General features: G+C 58.0%; 14 protein-coding genes. 8 read left to right on the forward strand and 6 right to left on the reverse strand.

What is annotated here, in order from left to right; genetic code table 11:
* The 7 genes from WCO56_20105 to WCO56_20135 form a co-directional block, all read left to right on the forward strand.
* The coding region (locus WCO56_20105) for an AarF/ABC1/UbiB kinase family protein (protein MEI7731887.1) at positions 1–683 on the forward strand (683 nt) is incomplete at its 5' end.
* Between the two features lie 211 nt (positions 684–894).
* The gene (locus WCO56_20110; protein MEI7731888.1) at positions 895–9,357 is read left to right on the forward strand and encodes a hypothetical protein; all 8,463 of its coding nucleotides are present in this window, start codon (positions 895–897) and stop codon (positions 9,355–9,357) included.
* A 105-nt stretch (positions 9,358–9,462) separates the two neighbouring features.
* Complete coding sequence (locus WCO56_20115) at positions 9,463–10,485, forward strand: DUF1573 domain-containing protein (GenBank protein MEI7731889.1); 1,023 nt, start codon at positions 9,463–9,465, stop codon at positions 10,483–10,485.
* The gene (locus WCO56_20120) at positions 10,482–10,958 is read left to right on the forward strand and encodes a rhodanese-like domain-containing protein (protein ID MEI7731890.1); all 477 of its coding nucleotides are present in this window, start codon (positions 10,482–10,484) and stop codon (positions 10,956–10,958) included. Before WCO56_20115 ends, WCO56_20120 begins: the two co-directional genes overlap by 4 nt.
* A complete protein-coding gene (locus tag WCO56_20125; protein MEI7731891.1) occupies positions 10,955–11,506 on the forward strand; it encodes a MauE/DoxX family redox-associated membrane protein in 552 nt (183 codons plus the stop codon). The genes WCO56_20120 and WCO56_20125 overlap by 4 nt, the downstream gene beginning before the upstream one ends.
* A gap of 585 nt (positions 11,507–12,091) precedes the next feature.
* Positions 12,092–15,031: a DNA methyltransferase gene (locus WCO56_20130; protein MEI7731892.1), complete on the forward strand. Its 2,940-nt coding sequence runs from the start codon at positions 12,092–12,094 to the stop codon at positions 15,029–15,031.
* A gap of 325 nt (positions 15,032–15,356) precedes the next feature.
* Positions 15,357–16,040, forward strand: coding sequence for a choice-of-anchor R domain-containing protein (locus tag WCO56_20135; protein ID MEI7731893.1), 684 nt, complete (start codon positions 15,357–15,359; stop codon positions 16,038–16,040).
* 239 nt (positions 16,041–16,279) lie between these two features.
* On the opposite strand, the gene WCO56_20140 is transcribed toward WCO56_20135, so the two are convergent.
* The 5 genes from WCO56_20140 to WCO56_20160 all read right to left on the reverse strand — a co-directional run bounded on the left by WCO56_20140 (position 16,280) and on the right by WCO56_20160 (position 22,215).
* Positions 16,280–17,584, reverse strand: coding sequence for a cytochrome B6 (locus WCO56_20140; GenBank protein ID MEI7731894.1), 1,305 nt, complete (start codon positions 17,582–17,584; stop codon positions 16,280–16,282).
* Positions 17,585–17,879: 295 nt separating this feature from the next.
* Positions 17,880–18,596, reverse strand: coding sequence for a PRC-barrel domain-containing protein (locus WCO56_20145; protein MEI7731895.1), 717 nt, complete (start codon positions 18,594–18,596; stop codon positions 17,880–17,882).
* A 31-nt stretch (positions 18,597–18,627) separates the two neighbouring features.
* Entirely contained in the window at positions 18,628–19,017 is a 390-nt protein-coding gene (locus WCO56_20150; GenBank protein MEI7731896.1) for a glycogen-binding domain-containing protein, read from the reverse strand.
* A 162-nt stretch (positions 19,018–19,179) separates the two neighbouring features.
* Positions 19,180–21,396, reverse strand: a complete 2,217-nt coding sequence (locus WCO56_20155) for a VacJ family lipoprotein (GenBank protein MEI7731897.1) — start codon at positions 21,394–21,396, stop codon at positions 19,180–19,182.
* A gap of 48 nt (positions 21,397–21,444) precedes the next feature.
* The gene (locus WCO56_20160; GenBank protein MEI7731898.1) at positions 21,445–22,215 is read right to left on the reverse strand and encodes an ice-binding family protein; all 771 of its coding nucleotides are present in this window, start codon (positions 22,213–22,215) and stop codon (positions 21,445–21,447) included.
* A 295-nt stretch (positions 22,216–22,510) separates the two neighbouring features.
* Between WCO56_20160 and WCO56_20165 the strand changes: the two genes are divergently transcribed.
* Positions 22,511–23,026 (forward strand): cyclic nucleotide-binding domain-containing protein, encoded by a 516-nt coding sequence (locus tag WCO56_20165; GenBank protein MEI7731899.1) that lies wholly within the window; start codon positions 22,511–22,513, stop codon positions 23,024–23,026.
* A gap of 62 nt (positions 23,027–23,088) precedes the next feature.
* On the opposite strand, the gene WCO56_20170 is transcribed toward WCO56_20165, so the two are convergent.
* Positions 23,089–23,820, reverse strand: a complete 732-nt coding sequence (locus WCO56_20170) for an SGNH hydrolase domain-containing protein (GenBank protein ID MEI7731900.1) — start codon at positions 23,818–23,820, stop codon at positions 23,089–23,091.
* Positions 23,821–23,893: the final 73 nt, after the last annotated feature.

Below are 23,893 nucleotides of genomic sequence, written 5' to 3' on the forward strand. Positions count from 1 at the left end.
GTGACGCGGCCACCGACCTCGTGATCCGCTTCAGTCAGACGCGGGAGGATTTTAACCAAACCGAATTCCGCCACCGGATTGACCAACTGATGGCTTCCCGCCAGGATCAGGGACTGCAGCAGATCAACGTGGGGCGCGCCGTGCTGGAAATCAGCATGAACGCCGCCGAAAACGGCCTGTTCGTTCCCAGTGAACTGACGTTGCTGGGCAAAACCATGCTGCAACTGGATGAAGTCGGCAAGATTCTCGATCCGGCGTTTGACCCGAATGCGTGCGTCCGCCGCCATGCGAGCGCGCTGATGTCCAAACGCCTGCTGAAAAATGCCACCCAAGGCAGTTTCTTCAGTTCGATGTTGGAAATGAAGCATTTTGTCGGCGGCCTGCCCGCCCGCCTCAACCATATCATGGACGTGATCACCAATCACGAGTTGGAAGTCAAGATTAAAGCCGTGGATGCGAAATTGGTGGTGGAAGGATTTGAAAAGATCGCCAATCGAATCACGACCGGCATCATCCTCGCCGCGCTGATCATGGGGGCGTCGCTCCTGATGCAGGTCCCCAGTAATTTTCGTATCCTGGGGTATCCTGGTCTGGGTATTCTCTGCTTTCTCGCCGCCGCGGCCGGCGGGTTCTATCTCGTGTTTCGGATCTTCATTCAAGACCACCAGGACCGGAAGAAATGACCCGATTATGACCACTTTTAAAAAGAAAACCTCAACCCAACCCCAACCACCACCATGGGGTGAACACCCCATAGAATGTCGCAATCCTTTCCCGTATTGTAGTGGCGTGAAACAGAATGCTTGTCCACAGGATCATCAGATCAGACCGCGCGCCATCGCCATCGCTAATCACGAAGCCGGACTCGCACCCAACGTAAATAAATTGAAAACTATGAAAACGTTAATACAGCAATGCGAGCCGAGCAGCCGCGTTCAACCGTCAGGTCCTTCATTCCAGGACAATGGAAAACCATCTGCGGGTCGCAAGCTGCCCCTTCTGTTCAACCTGATGGCCTTGCTGGCAGGAGCTGTGTTCCTGCTGGGCGGCGCGCCGACCGCCCGCGCCGACCGGAGTCCGACGAACTGCGCCGGCAGCGGACTGGTGATCACGCTCTACACGTCCATTCCCGACGTACACATCGGCGACCGGATTTTTTACAGTATCAATGTGATCAACGGGATCGTGGGTAGCGGGCGCATCGCGTGCGATGCCTCCGACATTGTGGCGTTCATCGTCACGCCGGACGGCGTGACCAATTACGTCACGTTGCGGCGCACCGCGCTGCATAACGCTGAGTCGGATTACTATCCCGACGTGGTCGGCTATACCGTCCGCGCCGTCGATATCAAACCGGATGGCACCGTGGTGGCCCAGGCGCGGGATATCGGAACCATTCACCAAAACGACGTGAATAGCGTCGGTGGCGCTTTTCAGGAAGTGAACACCCAAGTGAACGAGCCCTGCGTTGCGATCCTCGCGCAATGCGTCGGCGGCGTGGGTGAGAACGGTGCAATCTCGTTCTCCGGAACAGTGACCAATTGCGGTAACAACACGCTGATCGGGGTGACGGTGACGAACTTCCACGAAGCTGGGTACTTCACGGTGCTTTTCCCCACCAACCTTGCCATCGGCCAGGTGGCCCCGTTCAGCGGAAGCTGGGTACCCTTGAATCCCTGCGTGCCGAGCACGGCCACCCTGACCGTCAAGGCGAGCGATGACTTCACGTCCACTCCGCGCTTGGTGACCAATATCGCCACCATCGTCTGCCAGAACACGTTAACGCCGGGAATTAAAGTGACCAAAACGTGTCCTCCGCTGGCGGTCGCTCCCGGCCAGTTGCTTACTTTCTCCGGCAGTGTCAGTAATACCGGCAACGTGACGTTGACCAATATTGTGGTGGTCAATGATCAGCCGGCTCCCAATACGCCGGTGCTTACCGTGGTTTCCCTGGCACCCGGGGCGGTGACCAATTTCACTGGTAGTTATTTGGCGCCGACCAATTGCTCGGTAACCGACACGCTGACGGTTCGTGCCGTGAGCCGGTGCGGGTTCTCCGTTACGAATATAGCGAGTGCAACGTGTCCAATTTTGACGGCACCGCAAATCGCGGTGACGGCGGTTTGTCCGGTCGCCCCGGGACTGCCCGGCGGTTCGCTAACCTACAGTGGCACGGTGCGGAATACCGGCAGCAGCATCTTGACCAACGTGGTCGTGGTCAGTGATCGCCCCAGCGCCAATACCGTCGTTTTCACAGTTGCCTCGCTGGTGCCGGGTGCGTCGGCCAACTTCACCGGCACGTACACGGTGCCGACCAACGTTTGCTCGGTGACCACCACGTTTAGTGGAACCGGCCTGGATATGTGTAGCGCCACCACCGTTACGAACATCGCGGTGGCTACCTGCGCGGTCAGCACCACCCCGGCCATCGCGGTTACGCTGGCGTGTCCAGCCGTGTCCGCCAGCACCGGCGGTTTGATCACGTACAGCGGCACGGTGCGCAATGCGGGCAACGTCACGCTGAATAATGTATATGTAGTAAATAACCAGCCGGCACCGAACACGCCGGTCATTGGTCCGCTAACGCTGGCCGCCGGCGCGACGGTCAATTTCACCACCAGTTTTACCGCGCCCGCCAATGCGTGCTCGGTCAGCAGCACGGTGATCGCCATGGGTAACGATAATTGTACGGCCGCTCTGGTGACGAACACCGCGTCCGCCACCTGTCCGCTGATTACGACGCCGGGGATTGCGGTCACGCAGGTCTGCCCGGTGAGTCCGCCCATCCCCGGTGGGGTGCTGACGTACAGCGGCACGGTACGCAATTCGGGTAACATCACGCTCACCAACGTGGTGGTCTTGAACAATCTGAGCGGGGCCACGCCGGTCTTCACGTCCGCCACGCTGGCACCCGGCGCGGTAGCCAACTTCACTGGCAGCTATCTGGCACAGACCAATTGCTCCGCCACGAGCATCTCGACCGCCACCGGTCAGAGTATCTGCGGCATCGCCGTTACTAATGCGGTGAGCACGACCTGTCCGATCCTCACGGCGCCGCAAATCGCCATCATCGCCGTTTGTCCGGCCACCTTGGTGGTACCCGGCGGTTCGCTAACCTACAGCGGCACGGTGCGGAATACCGGGAATAGCTCTTTGACCAATGTCGTCATCTTCAGTGATCGGCCCATCGCCAACACCGTCATCCTCACCGTCGCTTCGCTGGCACCCGGCGCGGCGCGCGACTTCACCGGCACGTACACCGTTCCAACCAATGTCTGCTCGGTGACCACCACCTTTAGCGGAACCGGCAAGGATCTGTGTACCGCTATCACGGTTACGAACACGGCGGTGACCACCTGTGCGGTGACCACCACTCCGGTGATCGCGGTCACGCTGGCGTGTCCGGCGGTATCCGCCAGCACCGGCGGTTTGATCACGTACAGCGGCACGGTGCGCAATGCGGGCAACGTCACGCTGAATAATGTGTATGTGGTAAACAACCAGCCGGCCCCCAACACGCCGGTCATTGGTCCGCTGACGCTGGCTGTTGGCGCTACGGCCAACTTCACCACCAGCTTCACCACGCCTGCCAATGCGTGTTCGGTTAGCAGCTCGGTGACCGCCATCGGCAGCGACAATTGCACGGCGGCCATGGTGACCAATATCGCCTCGACCACCTGCCCGTTGATTACCACGCCGGGGATTGCGGTCACGCAGGTCTGCCCGGTGAGTCCGGCAACCCCCGGTGGGGTGCTGACCTACAGCGGCACGGTGGCCAACACCGGTAATATCACGCTTACCAACGTGGTGGTCCTGAACAATCTGAGCGGGGCCACGCCGGTCTTCACGGCCGCCACACTGGTCCCGGGGGCGGTGACCAACTTCACCGGCAGCTATCTGGCCCCGACGAATTGCTCGGTCACCAGCATTGCGACCGCCACTGGGCAGAGTATCTGCGGCATCTCCGTTACCAATGCGGCGGCAGTGAGCTGTCCCATTCTGACGGTACCGCAAATTGTGGTGACGGCAGCTTGCCCGCCCACCCCGGTATCGCCCGGCGGTTTGATCACGTACAGTGGCACGGTGCGGAATACCGGCAAACTCAGCATGACGAATGTGGTTGTACGCAGTGATCGGCCCGTCGCCAACACGGTTGTATTAACCGTGGCGGTCATGGCGCCTGGAGCGTCAGCCAACTTCACCGGCTCGTACACGGTGCCGGCCGACGTCTGCACGGTTACTACCACCTTCAGTGGAACCAGCAAGGATATTTGCACCGGCAACACGGTCACGAACACAGCGGTGACCACCTGCGCGGTGACCACCACCCCGGCCATCGCGGTTACGCTGGCATGTCCTGCCGTGACCGCCACTGCGGGCGGTTTGATCACGTACAGCGGCACGGTGCGCAATGCGGGCAACGTGACGCTGAATAATGTGTACGTGGTGAACAACCAGCCGGCCCCCAATACGCCGGTCATTGGTCCGCTGACGCTGGCCGTCGGCGCCACCGCGAACTTTACCACCACCAGCTTCACCGCTCCTGCCGCCTGCTCGGTTAGCAGCACGGTGACGGCCATCGGCAGTGACAACTGCACTGCGATCATGGTGACGAACACGGCTTCGGCCACCTGCCCGCTGAATACCACGCCGGGCGTTTTGCTCACCCAGCTTTGCCCGGTGAGTCCGGCGATTCCCGGCGGGGTGCTGACGTATAGCGGCGCGGTGCTCAACACCGGCAACGTCACGCTTACCAACGTGGTGGTGCTGAACACTTTGCGCGGCACCACGCCCATCCTCACGGTAGCCATACTGGCTCCGGGTGAAGTGACCAACTTTACCAGCAGCTATCTGACCCCGACCAATTGCTCCATCACCAGCACCTCGACCGTCACCGCACGGAGTATCTGCGGGATCGCCGTCACCAACAAAGTGAGCACGACCTGTCCCATTCTGATTAACCCACAAATCACGGTGACCCAAACGTGTCCCGTGACGCCGGTGGTGCAAGGCGGCATCCTGACCTACAACGTCAGCGTCAAAAATTCGGGTAACACCACGTTAAGTAACATCGTAGTGGTCAACAATTGGCCCGCCGCTAACACGGTGATCTTCACCTTGGCCAAACTGGCGCCTGGGGTGACGACGAACTTCACAGGTAGTTTCGTGGTGCCCGTCAACTGTTGTGTGGCTTGGAGCACCGTGGAGGCGAGCGGCCAAGCCTGCGACGGATCCACGGTTACCGATACCGACTCGGGGACGTGCGTCGTCCTCACCACGGCACGGATCGCGGTGACCAAACTCTGCCCACCCACGGCCGCGCGACCGGGAGAGGTGTTGCAATATAGTGGCATCGTCAGCAACGCCGGTAATATCGCCTTGGTCAACGTGACCCTGGTAAGCTCGCAGCCGAGCGCCGGGACCGTCATCTTTGGCCCGGTTACGCTGGCGGCTGGTGAATTCGCCAGATACTACGCCTCGTATGTGGTTCCGCCTGATTTCTGTGGCAATGACACGGTCACGGCGAGCGGTCTGAATGCCTGCACCTATGACCTCGTGGTCAGTAGCGCTTCCACGACGTGTCCCATTAGCTCGACGCCGCTCATTTCCGTCAGCAAACTCTGCCCGGCGCTGCCGACGCCGCATGGTAGCCCGTTAGTTTTCTCCGGGATCGTCAGTAACCTGGGGAATGTCACGCTGGTCAATGTGTACGTCGTCAATAACCAGCCCACCAACAACACGCCGGTCATCGGTCCCATTACCCTTGCGCCGGGAGCGTTCTACAGCTTTAGCGGTAGTTATCTCGCGCCGCCGGTTTGTTGCTCGATCACCGACACCCTCACCGCCCGCGGCCAGGACCGCTGCCTGGGCAGTAATGTAATCGCCACCGCCACGGCCATCTGTCCGTTGCTGTACCATCCGGGCATCGCGGCGGTGCAGAGTTGTCCGCCGAGTCCGTTACTGATGGGCAGCGTGTATGGGTTCAGCGGTTATGTGACCAACACGGGTGACGCGATCTTGACAAATGTCCTGGTGTTCACCAGTCAGGTCGGGCCGAAGCAGATATTTTTGGGACCCCTTGATCTGGCACCGGGAGAATCGGCGCCATACACGGGCAGTCTCTCCGTTCCTTACAACACCTGTGGGGTCACGATCAACGTCACCAGTCAGGAACCTTGCAAGGGCTCTTGGGTAACCAATACCACCACTTGCCCCGTCGCCACGACGCCACTGCTTGCAGTCACCCAGAACTGTCCAGCCACCCCGGCGACTCCGGGCAGCCTGCTCACCTACAGCGGCACGGTGCGCAACGCCGGCAACATCACCTTGAACAATATCGTGGTGACCAATGACCAAAGCGGAAACACCCCGATCATCTCGATCGCCACGCTGGCCCCGGGGGAGTTCGCGAACTTCACTGGCAGCTATCTGGCCCCAAGCATTTGTTCCGCCCCGAGCATTTCGACTGCCACCGGCCAGAGCCTCTGCGGGATGGCCGTCGCCAACACGGCCAGCGCGACCTGTCCGATCACCACAACGCCGCTGCTGGCGATCACCCAAAATTGTCCGGGCACCCCGGCGATTCCAGGCAGCCTCCTTACGTACAGCGGCACCGTTAGCAACGCCGGCAACATCATGCTCACCAATGTGGTGGTCTTGAATACTCTGAGCGGAGCCACGCCGGTCTTCATGGCCGCCACGCTGGCCCCGGGTGCGGTCGTCGGATTTACCGGCAGCTATCTGGTTCCGACCAATTGCTCGGTCACGAGCAGCTCGACGGTCACAGCCCGGAGCCTCTGCGGGGTCCCCGTCGCCAATACGGTCAGCTCGACCTGTCCGATCACCACGACGCCTCTGCTCGCGGTCACCCAGAACTGTCCGGCCACCCCGGCGACTCCGGGCAGCCTGCTCACCTACAGCGGCACGGTACGCAACGCCGGCAACATCACCTTGAACAATATCGTGGTGACCAATAATCAAAGCGGGTCCACCCCGATCCTCATGGTGGCCACGCTGGCTCCGGGGGCGGTCGTCGGATTTACCGGTAGCTATCTGGCCCCGACCAATTGCTCGGCCACGAGTATCTCGACGGTCACGGCCCAAAGCCTCTGCGGGATCGCCGTCACCAATACAGCCAGCGCGACCTGTCCGATCACCACGTCGCCTCTGCTCGCGGTCACCCAGAACTGTCCGGCTATCCCGGCGACTCCGGGCAGCCTGCTCACGTACAGTGGCACCGTCAGTAATGCGGGTAACATCACCTTGAACAATATCGTGGTGACCAATGACCAAAGCGGAAACACCCCGATCCTCTCGATCGCCACGCTGGTTCCCGGTGCGTTCGCGAACTTCACTGGCAGTTATATCGCTCCGGCCATCGGCCCCACGCCGAGCACCTCGACGGCGCGTGCCACCAGTCTCTGCGGTGCGCCGGTCACCAATACGGCCAGTTCTGCCTGCCCAATCTTCACCACGCCCGCAATCTCAGTGGTCAAACTCTGTCCGCCACTGCCAGTCGCAGCGGGAGGCACCTTGGTATTCTCGGGCCTCATTGCCAATACGGGTAACGTCACGCTGACCAATGTCATCGTCGTGGATAGCCAACCGGCTCCGAATACACCGGTGTTGGGGCCAATCACCCTCGCTCCCGGAGCGAGCACCAACTTCACTGGCAGCTATCTCGTGCCGCTGAACGCCTGTTTCTCGGCTGACACGCTGCGGGTTACTGGCAGAGATGCCAACACCGGCATCGCCATCACCAACACCGCCTCGGCGAATTGCCCGATCCTCACCACCCCCGGCATCGCCATCACCGAGAGTTGTCCGCCTGGACCCGTGTCGGCGGGTAGTTCGGTGGCATTCGGTGGCGTGGTCAGCAACCCCGGCAATATCACCTTGACGAACGTCTTCGTGATCAGCGGTCAGCCGAGCAACGTCCTGGTGCTCGGACCGATCACGCTTGCCCCTGGAGCTTCCGCGCCGTTTGCGGGCAGCTATATTGCCACGGGTGGTTCCAGCCCGACGACGAACTCGACGATTGTGACCAACAGCGGCAGCACCATCACGACGAACGTGGCCAACGTCATTGCCACAAATACAACGGTCACCGTTTCGACGAACAACGTGGTGCCCACATTCGGGACCATTGACCCCGTCAGTGGGATACTCTCGAATCGTTTCAACGTCGTCTCGAACTTGCATACGTTGATGTTTGCGGACCAGGATCAGAACTGGGGACCCACGCTGTTTTACACCACGCGCCATCCCGCCGCCGGGCCGGATCAGTTTGTCACGATCTCCACCATTCCGCCATTTGTCGGCGTGGTCGCGGATCGGTTCAGCCTGAGCACGACGAATTACGATGCGCTGACGCTGGCGGCCCCTGATATTGGCCACGGGGCGAAGAACTTCTATTATGTCAATCATGACAGTAGCAGTGTCTCGACCTTCGGCGTCATCAAAGCTGCGGGTGCCTCTTCCTCAGCGGATCTTGCCCCGGCCCTGCCCGGCACCGGCTACAAGGCCTTGGCCTTTGCGGCCGCGGACGTGAGTGGGTATGGAGCCAATCTCCTCTATTCGCTCCGCCAGACCAACGGCATTGCCGTCCTCGGAACCGTCTCCATAGCCGGGGCCATGGTGGTCACCGACCGTTACGCCGTTGGCACCAACGCCAACTTTGATTCGATGGTCTTTGTGCCTGGCACCGTGTCCACTTGGGGTACTGCGATTTTCGCCTATCTCCGGCATGACACGAACGGGTCCATCATCGGGACCATTGACCCTGTGACGCATGTCGCCACCGATCGCCTGAGTCTTGGGACGAACTTCCTCAGCGCCTTGACCTTTACGGCCACCGATGTGGGATACGGGCTCAACCTGTTCTATTACCTCCGCCCGGAGCGAACCATTCTGACCACGAACAGTGTCACGACCTTCACGACCAACGTGGTGACCACATTCATCACGAACGCCGTGTTCACCTTCACGACCAATAGTGTGGTCCGGTTCACCGCCACCAACACGGTCACGGCCACCGGCTTGGACATCTGTCAGGCTCGCACCGTGGCTGCCGCCGCGAATTGCCTTGGCCCGGTGGTGCCGGTCATCCCGCCGGGATTCCCCGCACCAATGCTCATGCCGGTCATCGGCCAGGCATCGGTGGTCAACGGTTTCTTCAGCGTCACCTTGCCGACCAAGAGCGGGAAATTGTACACCGTGCAATATAAGAATAATGCGAATGACCCGACTTGGATCAACTTGGTAACCGTGGTCGGAACGGGCGGGAACCTGCCCATCACGGATACCACGAAAACCAAAGGAGACGGACGGTTCTATCGGGTCATGATTACGCCATAAGACACCCGATTCCGCGGGGCGATCATCCCAGCCGCGGGCAAGTGCCTGCGGCTGGATTTTCAACCAAACACAGTACGAATAACAATTAAGAAAACCAAAACACGTATGAAAAAGACAACTTCACTTTTAGCCGGGGCGCTCTGGCTGGGCGCGCTGTGCGTTGCCGCGCAGGCCGAGGGCACACCCAAAATTCAGTTTGACCGCATGGTCTATGATTTTGGCAAGACCTCGCTGGTGGAAACCGTGACCGGCGTCTTCAAGATCAAGAACGTGGGCGACGGCGTACTCAAAATCGAAGCGCCCAAACCCTCCTGCGGCTGCACGGTCGCCGAGGTGAAACCGGATACGCTCAAGCCGGGTGAAACGGGCGAATTGCCGTTTACCCTGCATCTCGGCCTGCTCAAGGCCCAGTTGGACAAGCGCATTGCGGTGAAATCCAACGATCCGTTGACGCCGGACGTGTCACTCACCATCAAGGCGGATTACACGCCGCTTTACGATGTCAATCCGTTGACGCTTTCCCCCAAACTCGAGTTCGGCACGAACGATGCCGCCCAATACACTACGATTACCCGCACCGACGGAAAACCGATTCGCCTTGGGAAGCTCGTCGCCTCCCAGCCCTGGATCACGGTGACCGTCGAGCCAGGCGCCAAGGCGGAGGCGGCGACTGCGCGCATTCGGGTGGCCATTCAACGGGAGGGGTCGCCGCGCCGTTTCAACGAATACGTCCATATTTATTCTGTTGAGCAGACCAACGTTCCCGTATCGAGCATCTACGTGTATGGCCAGATTATGGGCGAGGTCTCGCTCAGTCCCGAAGCCCTGTATTGGAGCGTCGTGGACACGACGAACACGGTGGCGGAGCGCCCGGAATCCATGACGACCCGGCGGGTGACCATTCGCACGGCCAATGGCAAGGCGTTTGACTTGAAGAATCTGCAAAGCTCCATTCAGGGCATCAAGGTGGAACTGGTGCCCAAGGAGGACGGCAAGTTCTATGAGTTGATCGCCCGTCTGGATACGGTGCCGCCGAGCACCGTCAGCGGCAATTTGTCGTTTGAAACTTCGGTGGCGGCGCAGTCCCGGATTGAAGTGCCCGTCATTGTCCATGTGTTCAAACCATGAATGCCTGGCTGAAAGCACCGTTGACGCAAGCCCTGAGCATCGTTCTACTCGGTCTCGGGGTGGGCGTGGCGGGCAATCAGCTCTCGCCGCGCGGGCTGCCCTGGATTACTCCGCCCCGGCAAACCACCAAAGCGGAAGCATTCATTTCGCTCACCCAAGCCAGGGAACTCTGGCAACTCGGCGGCGCTTTCTTTCTGGACGCCCGCGCGCCGGAGGATTACGCCGCCGGCCATATCGGGAACGCGCTGAATCTGCCCGCATTATCGTTCGCGCGACATTTCGGTGAAATAGCGCCCATGCTGACGCCGGAGTCGCTGCTGGTCCTCTATTGCGAAGGCAAGGAATGCGACCTCAGCCATCGTCTGGCCGCAACGATGCGCCAGCAGGGCTACACAAATATCCATCTCCTATCGAATGGCTGGGCCGCTTGGCGCCAGGCGGGGCTGCCGACGACCAAGGGAGGTCAAAAATGAAAACCTCACCGCTCGGATCCTGCGTTAACGCGATGCTGCGTTTGCTCGTGGGCGGGGCGTTTGTGGCCGCTGGCGCCCTCAAGATCGCCGATCCCGCCAAGTTTGCCCAGGACGTGAGCAACTACCGGCTGGTGCCGCACGAACTGATCAACCTGGTGGCGATCCTGGTCCCCTGGCTGGAGGTCACGGCTGGATTGTTTGTGCTGGCCGGCATTTGGCTGCAGGCCGCCGCGCTGGTCATCACCAGCCTGACGGTGCTGTTTTTCGCCATCATTGTATCGGCGCTCGTGCGCGGATTGAATATTGAATGCGGCTGCTTTGGAACGATCGGCGGCAAACATATCGGGCTGGTCAATCTCGCGATTGATTCCACGCTCCTTGTCCTCGCGTCACTTTTGGCCTGGCGATCCAGGGATTGCCCGGCCGACCAAATCTTCAGCGAAGCCGGTACGCAGAATTCTGCGCCACCACTCGAGGCTTCACCGAAGGGCAGTTCGGTAACTGTGCGGGAGTCGCGTCATATTGTGTGTAGCGACCCTCTCCGGTAGCCGACCCGTGCCCTGCGCCCGCCGCAAGGCGGCCGCAGGGCAAACACAGCGGCCCTCCGGGCATCAAACCGTCATGTAGAACGCGCCGCAAGGCCGGCAGATCGCCTTCCTCCTCTCCCCGTAGCCGCCGAAGTAATGAGGCGGATTCAACCGGACGCTCCTTGACCGCTCCCGCAATAATGACCCGCCACGCAAGTCATCCGTCTCCTTACCTCGACGGCTACGGGCGACAGCTTCCGCCGTTTATCCTTCGTAGGTGTCCAAGAGGTGTATTGGACGGCTTTCCGGAGGTCATGCCCTGTTCCCCGCATAGACCGCACCGGGCTGAAAGCCCGTGATGTGATAGCTTGGGGTGAAGCCCCAAGGAAACGATGAACCACCTTGTTGCCACCGCCCTGAAAGGGAGGGATGTTCCATTCCATGATTGCCACCCGCAACGGTGGTGCCGCCCTTACAGGGCGGGGCGGTTGGCGGGAAACTTATTTCCGGGCCTTCAGCCCGGGCTATCACATGACGAGCCTTCGGCCCTTTGTTCCATCCTCACCTTCTCATTGACCCCGCCGCCTCGTTTGCTATGCTTCGCCCATGCCACTTTCGTGGAATGAGATTCGTCACCGCGCCATCGCCTTTGCCAACGAGTGGCAAGGCGAAACCCGCGAGGCTGCCGAGCGCCAAACGTTCTGGAATGAGTTCTTCCATGTGTTCGGCATCCGCCGCCGCACCGTGGCCACGTTCGAGGAGCCGGTCAAGAAACTCTCAGGGGATTGGGGCTTCATTGACCTGTTCTGGCCCGGCAAACTGCTCGTCGAGCACAAGACCGCCGGGGCGGACCTCGGCAAAGCCCACGCGCAAGGCATGGATTACATTCGCGGCTTGAAGAACTCCGGGCGCGATGCGGAAATTCCCCGTTGGCTGCTCGTCTCTGATTTCACGCGCGTTGCGTTGCATGATTTGGAGCCGGAACAAGACCCGGATGCCCCGCTGTTGCAACGGTTGCCGCCCAGCATTGAGTTTCCGCTCGCAGAGTTTCACAAGCATATCCGCCATTTTGCGTTCGTCGCCGGATATACCCAGCATCGGCTGGACCCGGAAAGCCCCGCAAACCTCGAAGCCACCCAGCTCATGTGCAACCTGCACGATGCCTTGGAGCATGGCGGCTACACTGGGCACGAACTCAAACGGTTCCTGGTCCGCATCCTCTTTTGTCTTTTCGCTGAAGACACCGGCCTTTTCCCGACCAAAGGTTTTGAATTGTTAATCCGCGATCGTACCGCCGAGGATGGCTCCGATCTCGGTCTCCGTTTGGCACATCTGTTTCGCATTCTCAACACGGATACCACGCAACGCCAAAAGAACCTGGATGAGGACCTGAGCCAGTTCCCGTATGTGAACGGCGAACTCTTTTCCGAGAAGCTGGAGTTTGCGGATTTCAATGCCGACATGCGTAATGGGCTGCTGGCCTGTTGCCGCTTTCATTGGGAGACTATTTCCCCCGCCGTCTTCGGATCGCTCTTCCAAGCCGTCATGGACAGCAAGGAGCGCCGCCAGGTGGGCGCGCATTATACGGCGGAAAAGAATATCCTGAAACTCATTCGTTCACTGTTTCTGGATGATCTGCGGGCAGAGTTTGAAAGCATCAAGACCAACCGTTCCACCCGCCGCACCGCCCGGCTGGAGGAATTCCATGCTAAACTGGCCAACCTGACGTTCCTCGATCCCGCCTGCGGGTGCGGCAATTTTCTGGTCATCACCTACCGTGAACTGCGCAAGCTGGAATTGGAAGTGCTGCTGGAATTGCACGGTCACCAGCATGAAATGGCACTGGATTACGTTAATAAACTTTCCAAACTCAACGTCCACCAGTTCTACGGCATCGAGATCGAGGAATTCCCGGCCCGCATCGCGGAAGTCGCACTGTGGCTCACCGATCATCAAGCCAACATCGCCCTTTCGCAGGCATTCTCCCAACTGGTGCTGCGGTTGCCGCTGCATTCCTCCCCGCACATCCTCGTAGCGAATGCGCTGCGCACGGATTGGAGTAGGGTCCTTGCGCCGAAAAAATGCTCATTCATTTTGGGGAACCCGCCGTTTGTGGGCGCAAAGCTGTTAAACGCAGAGCAAAAGGCTGATTTGGGTGGCATTTGTGGCCTTGTCAAAAATGGCGGCACGCTCGACTACGTTACCGGCTGGTATTTCAAGGCGGCGGATTATGTGAAAGGAACGACGATTCGTTGCGCGTTCGTTTCCACCAACTCGATCAGCCAGGGCGAACAACCGGGTGTCCTATGGGGCGATCTTTTCGCACGGCATCAGATGAAGATTCATTTTGCGCACCGGACTTTTCCGTGGGAGAGCGAAGCGCGCGGCAAAGCACATGTGCATGTCGTTATCATTGGTTTTGGGGCTGGCGAGGTTGAGAGCAAATTCATTACCGACTACGAAACAGGCGGTGACAATCCCACCTGCACGCAAGTTACGAATGTCAGCCCTTATCTTTTTCAAGGTGGGGATTATGCGCTAATCAATCGAACGAATGCGCTGTGCAACTCACCCGAGATGGGGATTGGCAATAAGCCAATTGATGACGGCAATTATCTTTTCACCGAGGCGGAAAAGCGTGAATTCCTTAAGTTGGAGCCGAATGCCAAAGCCTATTTCCACCCATTCTTTGGAGCGGACGATTTTCTTTATAACAAACCGCGCTGGATTTTGTGGCTTGGTGATGCCGAGCCGCAAACGCTGCGGCGGACGCCCGAAGTAATGAAGCGGATCGAAGCGGTGCGCAAGTTTCGCGAAGCCAGCAGAAGCAGCCCCACCCGAAAACTCGCCTTAACGCCGACCCGTTTTCATGTGGAGAACATGCCGAAAAGCGATTACTTGCTGATCCCACGGCATAGTTCTGAACGCCGCCATTACATTCCCATTGGCTACGTTCAAGCACACATCTTGGCAGGGGATAGCTGCCTCATTCTGCCAGATGCGACGCTATTTCATTTTGCTGTTTTAACGTCTGCCATGCACATGGCTTGGGTAAAGCATGTATGTGGGCGGTTGAAAAGTGATTACCGTTATTCTGCTGGCGTCGTCTATAACAACTTCCCTTGGCCCGAGAACCCCAGCCCAGCCCAACGGAAAACAGTCGAAGCAGCCGCGCAGGCAGTGCTGGATGTGCGGGCCAAGTTTCCCAAGTCCACGCTGGCCGATCTTTACGATCCCGTCGCCATGCCCGCCGCATTGGCCAAAGCCCATGCCACCCTCGACCGCACCGTGGATCGTTGTTATCGCAAAGAATCATTCGAGACAGACCGTCAGCGAGTCGAATACCTGTTCCAGCTTTACGAACAGATCACCGCCCCGTTGGCCCCCACCGCCAAACCAAAGCGTGCCGCCCGCCGCAAAAAGAAAGAGACTGATGTTCCGCCACTTTTGGCGCAACAGGTTCCCAATGCCGATCAAGCCGCCGCGGACGCCGCTCACGCTTATTTCCTCCACGAAGAGCCGCCACCGATAGCACCGGTTAACTGATCACTGCTTTCCCCCCCCCGGCATCCCCAAACATTATCCCACCGCCAAAACCTTGATCACCGATGATTGCATCCACCCGCAACCTTGATCCCTGATCTTGGAACAGCCCAGTGTGACTCCGGGAAGAGTAGTTCTGAACGAGAAAAAGGCCGTAAAAACGAGTTTTTTAGCAGTCAGCCGCTTCCCTGCGGCAAAATGGGGTTTTGACCTGCATCAAAAAAATGCGGCAACGCACAAGTTTTTGTTGACCGATAAATTAGTTTTGATAAATGTCCGGGGTGCCTTCCTGAGGCTGGAAGGCATTTTGAACAATCAAACAACAATTATGAAAAATCTGCTGAACCTCTCTCCAAGGCTTCGAGCCTTGCGTCATTCCTCGTTGCTGTTGCTCGCCGCTGGATTGGCTGCGGGCTTCCCCGCGAAGGCGGCCGTGTTGATCGGGAATCTCGGTGAACCCAATGATACAAATTACAGCGTTAATGACACAGGAACTGCGGCATCCTTTACCGTTGGTGGCTCAAGCGCCGTCCTGGGTGGGATTACCGCGAAATTAAACAATGGAGAAATACCGGGATTCATGGGCGATGGCGTGGTGCATTATCATGCCTTTGTCTATAATGACGTAGCCAGTAATCCAGGGTCATCCTTATACGATCTCGGCAGCTTTACTTACACCACCCCCTATGGAACTGCCAGTGATGTGACTTTCAACGCGCTAACCAGTCCGACGCTCGCCGCCAACACCACGTATTGGGTGGTGCTTACGGTTGATTCCGGTGATTACGGGCAATGGCAGGCATCCCTTGCATCAAAAAATCAAACAGGCGATCCCGGTTGGACCATCGGCGATTCCGCCCGTTTCGTGGGAAATACGTTTGCGTACGATTCAGTTCCCCTGTTTGCCGTGAATGCCGCCGCCGTTCCCGAGCCTTCCACGTGGGCTTTGGCGGGTTTGAGCTTGTTGGGCATGATTAGCTGGCGGCGGTTGGGGCGGAAGCAGGTTTCTTGATGGTCGGCAGTGCCGGGCGCGGCGAACCCGTCACCACCCCCGGCATTCCCCAACATTATCCCGACGCCAAAACCCTGATCACCGACGATTGCATCCGCCGGCAGGTATAGGATGGTTAACCGTGCGGGCGCCACGTCATATCGTGTGTCGTGCCCCGCTCCGGTAGCCAACCCGTGCCTTGCGCTCGCCGTCAGGCGGCCGCAGGGCAAACACCGAGGCCAGCCGGGCAGCAAACCATCTTATAAAACGAGCAGAAAGGCCAGCAGATCGCCTTTCTCCGCGCCGTTCAGCTTGGTGCCGAGCACCAGGTTAAAGAATTCCACCGTGTCCGCCAGGGTCAGGAGCCGCCCATCGTGGAGGTAAGGCGGGGAATCCTTGATCCCGCGCAAAGGGAAGGTTTTGATCGGGCCATCCGCGCTGGCAACCCGGCCATTGATGGTCTTGGTTTTAAAAAACCGTTCCACTTTCAGGTTGTGCATCGAGTTGTCGGTATAATACGGCGGCGCATGGCAAAGCACACATTGGGCCTTGCCAAAGAAGAGATCCTGCCCCCGGAGTTCCGCTGCGGAGGCTTTCTGGGGATCCAATTTCCCAAGCAGGTCGAGTTTCGGCGCCGGCGGAAAATCGAGCAGCGCCTGAAACTCCGCCATAAAATGCACTTGGCTGCCCCGCTCCAGAACATTGACGCCCTTTTTCGTCGCGATCACCGGATCACCGTCGAAATAGGCGCCACGTTGTTCGAACTCCGTAAAATCCTCCACGGATTTCAACGCCCGCTGGGAACCGAACAGGCGTTGGATATTCACGCCTCGCAACGACGGCGTATCCAGCCGATGCCGGTATTCCTGCGGGCGCACGTCGCCGACCAGATGGGTGGCCCCGTTGGCGTGTCCATTGGCGTGACAATCGAAGCAGGCCACACCACGGTGCGGCCGCTCGGAACGGCGGTCGCTGGTTTGATTGAATTGTTGTTGCGGAAACGGGGTCAACAGGAGTCGCAGTCCTTCGATTTGTTTGGGGTTCAAAATGCCGTCGAACAATTCAAAGTAATTGTCCATCGTCACGAGTTTGCCGTGCGTGACGTCGCCCAAGTCCGGGCGGGTCGTCAAAAAGATGGGGGCGGGGAATTCCGGGAGGAAATGGTCCGGCAAATCGAAATCGAGATCGAACCGGGTCAGGTCCCGTCCTTCTTGCCGCTTCATTTCCTCAATCTCAAACTGCGGAAAGAGCATGCCGCCATCCGGATGATTGGGATGAGGCAGGGGCAAAAATCCCGCTGGAAAAAGATCGCGGCGACGGATCTCCTCCGGTGTCAGGGTGGTCAACTGCTCCCAGTTCATGCCGGGGGTGAGCTTTACGCGGATGCCTTGTTGGACGGGTTTGCCCCGGGTCATGGTGACGTTGGGCTCGGGGTCATTGCGTAAATCGTAACGCGCCTTCAGCAGATCCAGTTGCCGCTTCATTACGGTTGCTTTCTCCGCCTTCATCCGGGCCATGGTGGCGGAGAACTCCTCTTTGGGGACGACGGGCATGTAGCTCGACATAGGCTGGCCCAACCCGATGCCAATGCAACCCAGAGCCACCAACCCACATACAAGATGTTTTACTGGTTTCATATTATTGCTCCACGAATGAACGCACGTGTGGACATGTTTGTGCGTTCGGTAATGTCTATATTTGGCACGTCAATCCGCCGCTGGAACGCTTTGGCCTTTGCATAATACTCGTAGCCGCCGCCGTCAGTCGGCGCAAATTAAGGCCCCCTCCTTAACTCTCAGCATTCTCCGGTTTCGGTCAACTGATCACTGATCACTGTTCACTCTTCACTGCCCCCCCTCGTCATTCCCCCGCACCCGCCGGAGCCAGATGAAGCGCGGAACCTTGCTCGATGTCGGCCCTGGTCAATTTTACGTACACGGTGGATTCCTCGTAACTGATCTGGTCAATTTTACTGGTGGATAGTTGCACTTCCCGGTCCGCAAGCCATTCATCGGTTTTGATGACCAGTCTCCCGATCTCCCAAGTCCGGTCGTAAAACAGAAAGTCACACAGGTGACCAATCGGTCCGTCGCTGGCCTGGACGTGGTAGCCGTTCACCGCATTGGTGCTGCGCAGATGGGCATCGGAATGTTCACCCGGCGGCGGATCACTCGCCGGGGTATGTTCACGCTGGAAAGGGGTGGCAGGCATTTCCAAAATCGGAAACCCACTCATTCCCCACACCGCATTCCCTTGCCAGTAATAGGGCCAGCCGTAGTACCGGTAATAGTCTTCTTCGTATTGCCGCGACACTGGCTTGTGCAACTCGATTGAAGGGCTGTGCTCAATCTGTTTGCGGGTCAGGTTCACCCGCAGGAAGTCGCCGGTCGCGTCAAGGCGGCCGAGCGAATGAGGCGAGATCAGAACCTGGCGCCCCGGCAGCCACGCGGCGGTGTCCGCCACCAGATAACGGATCGTCCAGTTTTGATCATCAAAATAGAAGTCTTTCACCTGGCCAATGTGGCCATCGTTGGCGCCGAGTTTGACGCCGCACAACGCTTTAATGCTTTGTAACATAAATCATTCCCAAGGGCTGGGAGCACCTGGTTCAAAGGGTTCGAATTTTCGATTCGTTGGCGTTCTTCAAAGGTAAGTGTTCCGCCTCGTCGAGATGGGCTGCCTCCATCGAGTTACCAACCTTCAAAATCGAGTTATGTTCGCCGAACGGGTTGGCCACGGTTTCCTTGGCGAGCGGATCGGCAATCCATTGGCCATCCACCACCAGGCGGTATTCGTAGCAGCCGGCTGGCAATACGGTTTCCTTCAGCCACCGACCCTGGCCCAAGGGATGCATGGGCTTGGCTGTCGGATGCCAGTCATTGAACGTTCCCGCCACACAAACCGTGGTGGCAGTGGCATGGGAGAATTCAAAGCGAACCGGTTCCAATTGGGGGCCGGTACACTTGACTTGGTTATCATGGTTGTGATTGTGTTTCATAGTCCGTTATTAATCGAAATGTTTTGTTTTTGGTTTTCTGAAAAAATATCCAGTTCCATTCCCCATAACATACGGATAAATCCCGGTGGCGCTATGGGGTGTTACCCTACTGGGGGCAGTGAACAGTAATCAGTAATCAAGTCATCAGTCATCAGTGAGCAGTCAGGGGGATTTGGATGGGGCTGACTTCAAACCTGACAGGGCGCCCAAAATAGCCTGCTGCACTCCGGGGTGATTAAGGTTCCCCAGATGGCCGCCTTGTTCGAAAACCGTCAACTGGCTCGGGGGAAAGGTGGCGTGGAGCCAGACCAGGTCCTCGTCCGCCAGGAGAAAATCGTTATGATTCAGGATGAGGCGAATGTTGGGGTTGCCGCGTAGGGCGGCGTCATACGTCCGTAAATCATTGGCGCTTTTTAACACCTCCGCCGTGGGTGAGGCCAGGCCCTGGGCCTGATAATACGGAATCGCAAATTTCTCAAAATAGTCCTGGAAGGAATACGCCAGAATTTCCTGATACACGGGGTCGCGCCGCAAGCTCCGGATCGGGTGTTGGAGAACGGCTTGATTATGGCGTTGCTGACTGCTGAAAATCACATCGCGCAACGTGAAACGAAACGTCATGCCGATGAGAAATTTGGACTCGATGGCACTGAAGGGCAGCGAGGTGTACGGCGTGAGCTTGTGCTTGCTCAGTTCGGCCACCTTGAGAAAGGTGTTTTCGATGTTGTTGGCGCGTTCCGCGACCGGCCAGTCCAAAGGTGCTCGGTAAAATTCGTCCAGCTTGTCCGCTCCATGAAGCAAGCGGACCGGGGAGTTGATGGCGACAAAGCGGTCAAATTTAATCAAGGGCACCTGATTTGTCGGGGTACTCGCGGCGACAAACAACGAATAATAGGCACCCATGGAATAACCCAACATCACTTTTTTGCCCAACCGATCCGGATAAAGCGCCATGAGGCGCCGATCAATTTCCGTCAACGCGCCATGGATATCCCGCCCGTCCACGGGCAGATAAGCGGGCATGGCCGCCGTCGAGGCATGTTCCATGAACTCGGCGTTGAACGCGCTGCTGACGCATACGGCGGAAAAACCTTGATTGTAAATCAATTCGGCCAGGGCCAGGGAGGGTTGGGAGAGCCGATGCGCGCCCAGCCCGGGAACGATGTACACCACGGGCGCTTTTCCCGGTTGCAACCAATACGTGAACGGCAATTTCCGCCCGGTGGCTGGAATCAGCACCGACCGGGTCTGGCCATGGTCGGGGAACTCCGGGTCTTTAAACGTGAAGAAGACGGATTCGAGGGTTTCCAGCGAGGCTTCGTCCGTTTTTCCCTTCACTTGGAAGTTCGCCACCCGGTTTTTGCGCGCGAACGTCCAGGCATACTGAATCTCGGAATACGGATCCGTTTCCGCCTGACTGAATCGCACCGATTCGCGCACGGTGTCGGCAAAGTCGTTATACATGACCGAGTAGGTGAAATAGCTGTACGGGCCGAGATACGTCAGTGGATTGCTAACTACTAATTTATAGGGTGCGATATAGATCAGGGGGTTGGCGGCGGTGTCGGCGGCCAGGCCAATGGTATCCCGTTCGTTGCTCGGTCCAAAAATCGGCAACATGATAAAACAGGCCGGCTGCCAGCCCCACTGGCCGAACGTCTGGCCGAAATCGGCATCGGACTTCGGAATGTGCCAGCGTTCCGCCACGTCGAAGATGCCGGCCACCCCGACGGTGGTGTTGCAGGCAAACCGGTAGGATTCATCGCGGGCGCCAGTCCACTTTCCCTGGAGCAGATTGTTAATCAAACGTCCCGGGTAAGTGAGGTTCTTGCCAAAGTTTCCGATTTTGGTTCGAACCGATTTCACAACGACAAACCGGTAAACCCGGCTGGTCGGCTTGATGACGCCAGTCATCAGCCCCTTGTTGAAAGACCACATTACCCGATTAAACGGTTCAATGGGGTCAGGGACGGATTTGGGGAGTACCACCGCCTCCGTGGCTGCTGGCTGTGCGCCGCCAATGATGGACTCCTGTCCGCGGGAGGACGGTGCCAGGAACAAGCCGCAGAGCATCAGCGTGAAACCGCAGAGGATATTGCCTGGTTGCACCTTTAAATGACCTACCTTCTTGTTATTTCGAAAAAAATATTTTAGCGCGTCGGCCGGGCGATACCGCCGTGGGAGCGGGCTGGGCTGATCGTTTGGGTTAAAACTGAGGCAGGTTACCTTCGTGGCCGGTTTGATAGGACGGTACCGAATTGCCACGCTCTGGTAGCCATCTTCCTGCCAGTTGATTTGGATTCCGGGTCGGTTTGTTTGCACCGGCAGTAAAGGAACCACGATGGGCTGGAAGGGGCGGAGATAGTGTTGTTCTGTCATGGGTGGAACTATGCGCGAAAAACCGGACGTGCGCCATGGGGTGTTACCCTACTTATGGCTGGTCTTGCGCCGCCACACCGTTACCGTCTGCAACACGCCGAAGACCGCCGCGCCCAAGAGGATTTGCCAGAACGTGGTCAGTTCCGGGACGGCGGAGATGTTGTTGTTATCCAAGGTCACGGCCCCGTTCAACGCCAAAGCCCGCCCGATCATGCTGGCGCCGGAATTCAAGGTGATGCTCTGGTTGGCGAGAATGGTACCCAAAAACGCCGTGTCGGTGCCGAGGGTTGCGGAGGTCCCGACCTGCCAAAACACGTTGTCAACCTGGGCACCATTGACCAGGCGAATGGATGAACTGCTAGCGGTTATGAGGGTGCTCCCAATCTGGAAATCGAAGCGGGCATTAGGGTCCCCCTGCGCGTCCAGCGTGAGGATGCCCGTCAGTTGAGCCGAGGTGGTGAAATCCCGAATGCCCGGTCCGAGCGTGAGTCCGCCCAGATCCTGGCCGGTCAAGTGTTGCACGGGTGCCTCGCCAGCCAGCAGATTATATGCCGACAGGGCATCCGTCTGAGCCTGGGACGCGACAGTCCCCCCGGCATAGGTTGTTCCGTACACGACGCCCGGGCCAAAGCCAGTGATCGCCAGACCGGGAGAGACGCCTAAGTTTCCGGTGAGCACCGTATTGCCGACGCTGGTCACCGTGGAACCACCCAGGACGGCGAAGCCGTCCGCTGATGACAGGATCACCGCGCCTTGACTTGACGGCAGAAAACCGGCCAACGCCACGAAGGCCGATAGAACTAATTGCTTGCTATTCATCTTGGATATGCCTTTCACATTGGTTGCCGCGACGTGGAAGAGAGCGCCCGCTGACCTTCCATTGCGGAAACAGTTACTGAATTTTTCATCACCACTAAAGTAAGGCAATGCCCGGGTGCGCGCCATGGGGTGTTCACCCCATACGCAATTTTCACGGTCAACCCCAACCCCCAACCCCAAGCAGACCCATGACCGTGAACCCACTCGCTCACCCACCCACCGACCGTCCCCATGTGCGCGTGCGCCGCGCCCAGCGGGCCGCGCGCACCCAAGCCGGGCAGACCCCCAGGACATTGTGGCCGCCGGAACGTCGCTGGCTGCCGAAGCCAAGGCCGCCGCCGCAATGCGCCGCATCAAAGTCTTTGCCGACTTGGACCAGCTCCAGCTCGATTCCTTCCTCATCTACATGGAAGTCATCCGGGTGACAAAATTCTCCACGATTGCTTTGACCGGCGACCACGGCGATGCGATGTACCTGATTTTAGTGGGAGAAGTGCGCGCCTACATCCTGAAGAATCAACACGAAACCACCCTTTCCAACATCGGCGTGAGGGATTTCTTCGGGGAGATTTCCCTGCTGGATGAAGGACCCCGCTCCGCCAGCGTGATGGCGAACGAAGACAGCATCCTGCTTAAAATCTCCGCCGAATCGTTTGAACAACTGGTCCGCGAGGCCCCAGCTCTGGCAGCGCCGTTCCTTTACGCTTTGAGCCGTTCCGTCGCGGGTCGCATTCGCAACCTGACCACACGTTATCTGGACAGCATCAACTTCGCGCGCGCCGCTGAAGCATTAAAAGCCCATGCCAAGTAAGGTTCGACCGCAAACACAGGCCGCCCAATGTTCGCAATCCGAATAGTGTTTTTCACGTTCGTTTACTTTAGTTGGGATGTTGTTAGACTTGGTGAAAACGATCTTTCCAGAATCGGAATCAGGATTTTTTCAGCGCCAAATTTCGACAAATGGTCCCCATCGCGGTATAAAAATTTGCCATCCATTACGATTTGGTAAAGGTCTCGCCTCTCATTGAGAAAAGCGGCACGGGGATCAATAATCCGCGCGCCAGCGGACGTGAGTAAATGGAGGAATTTGTCGTCAGCGTCCACGATCCCATTCCATGTTCCAGGTTTTCCACAAAGGTGTTTTTGATTGAGATCCGAAAGCGCGGCAGGCCAACGGTGAAGCAGTTTGCCAACATGAACGGGGTGTGATGGAACCTGGAGCATAATCCATGGTTGAGAACCTATCGCCACCAATTTTTTGACGGTGGCAATGAGCGCGGATTTCATGCTCAAATCGTACATCCCCCAATTTGCAATTAACACAACATGAGGGACGCGTTTCTTTTCAATATACGCGACTACTGCATCGTTAAATGGCAGCGAATCTTTACTCAGTCCGTACTGTTTTTCTATAAAATAGCCGAGCACCGGGGCGGTGGACGAATGAGTTGCCGCCCGGCCAGAAAGCCCTTTGTTCTTGAGCAGCGTATCAAAGGCTGGCAACGCAGCCATGGCATGGCTGTCGCCCCATACCACCACACTGACGGACAAGTTCGCATCGCGAATTCCAAACGGAGCCAAATTGCCCGTAATTATGTCTTTCACAGTATTTTCTTTGGCGAATAGTATTACTATGTTAAGTTAAACCTTGTCTTTTTCGAGCCATTCCGCGAGACTG

The organism is Verrucomicrobiota bacterium (assembly GCA_037139415.1).
GTDB lineage: Bacteria > Verrucomicrobiota > Verrucomicrobiia > Limisphaerales > Fontisphaeraceae > JBAXGN01.

Excerpts from the sequence above, each read along its gene's own strand:
- WCO56_20110 (MEI7731888.1), top strand. The coding sequence starts at position 895 with ATGAAAACGTTAATACAGCAATGCGAGCCGAGCAGCCGCGTTCAACCG.
- WCO56_20115 (MEI7731889.1), top strand. The coding sequence starts at position 9,463 with ATGAAAAAGACAACTTCACTTTTAGCCGGGGCGCTCTGGCTGGGCGCG.
- WCO56_20120 (MEI7731890.1), top strand. The coding sequence starts at position 10,482 with ATGAATGCCTGGCTGAAAGCACCGTTGACGCAAGCCCTGAGCATCGTT.
- WCO56_20125 (MEI7731891.1), top strand. The coding sequence starts at position 10,955 with ATGAAAACCTCACCGCTCGGATCCTGCGTTAACGCGATGCTGCGTTTG.
- WCO56_20130 (MEI7731892.1), top strand. The coding sequence starts at position 12,092 with ATGCCACTTTCGTGGAATGAGATTCGTCACCGCGCCATCGCCTTTGCC.
- WCO56_20135 (MEI7731893.1), top strand. The coding sequence starts at position 15,357 with ATGAAAAATCTGCTGAACCTCTCTCCAAGGCTTCGAGCCTTGCGTCAT.
- WCO56_20140 (MEI7731894.1), bottom strand. The coding sequence starts at position 17,584 with ATGTCGAGCTACATGCCCGTCGTCCCCAAAGAGGAGTTCTCCGCCACC.
- WCO56_20145 (MEI7731895.1), bottom strand. The coding sequence starts at position 18,596 with ATGTTACAAAGCATTAAAGCGTTGTGCGGCGTCAAACTCGGCGCCAAC.
- WCO56_20150 (MEI7731896.1), bottom strand. The coding sequence starts at position 19,017 with ATGAAACACAATCACAACCATGATAACCAAGTCAAGTGTACCGGCCCC.
- WCO56_20155 (MEI7731897.1), bottom strand. The coding sequence starts at position 21,396 with ATGACAGAACAACACTATCTCCGCCCCTTCCAGCCCATCGTGGTTCCT.
- WCO56_20160 (MEI7731898.1), bottom strand. The coding sequence starts at position 22,215 with ATGAATAGCAAGCAATTAGTTCTATCGGCCTTCGTGGCGTTGGCCGGT.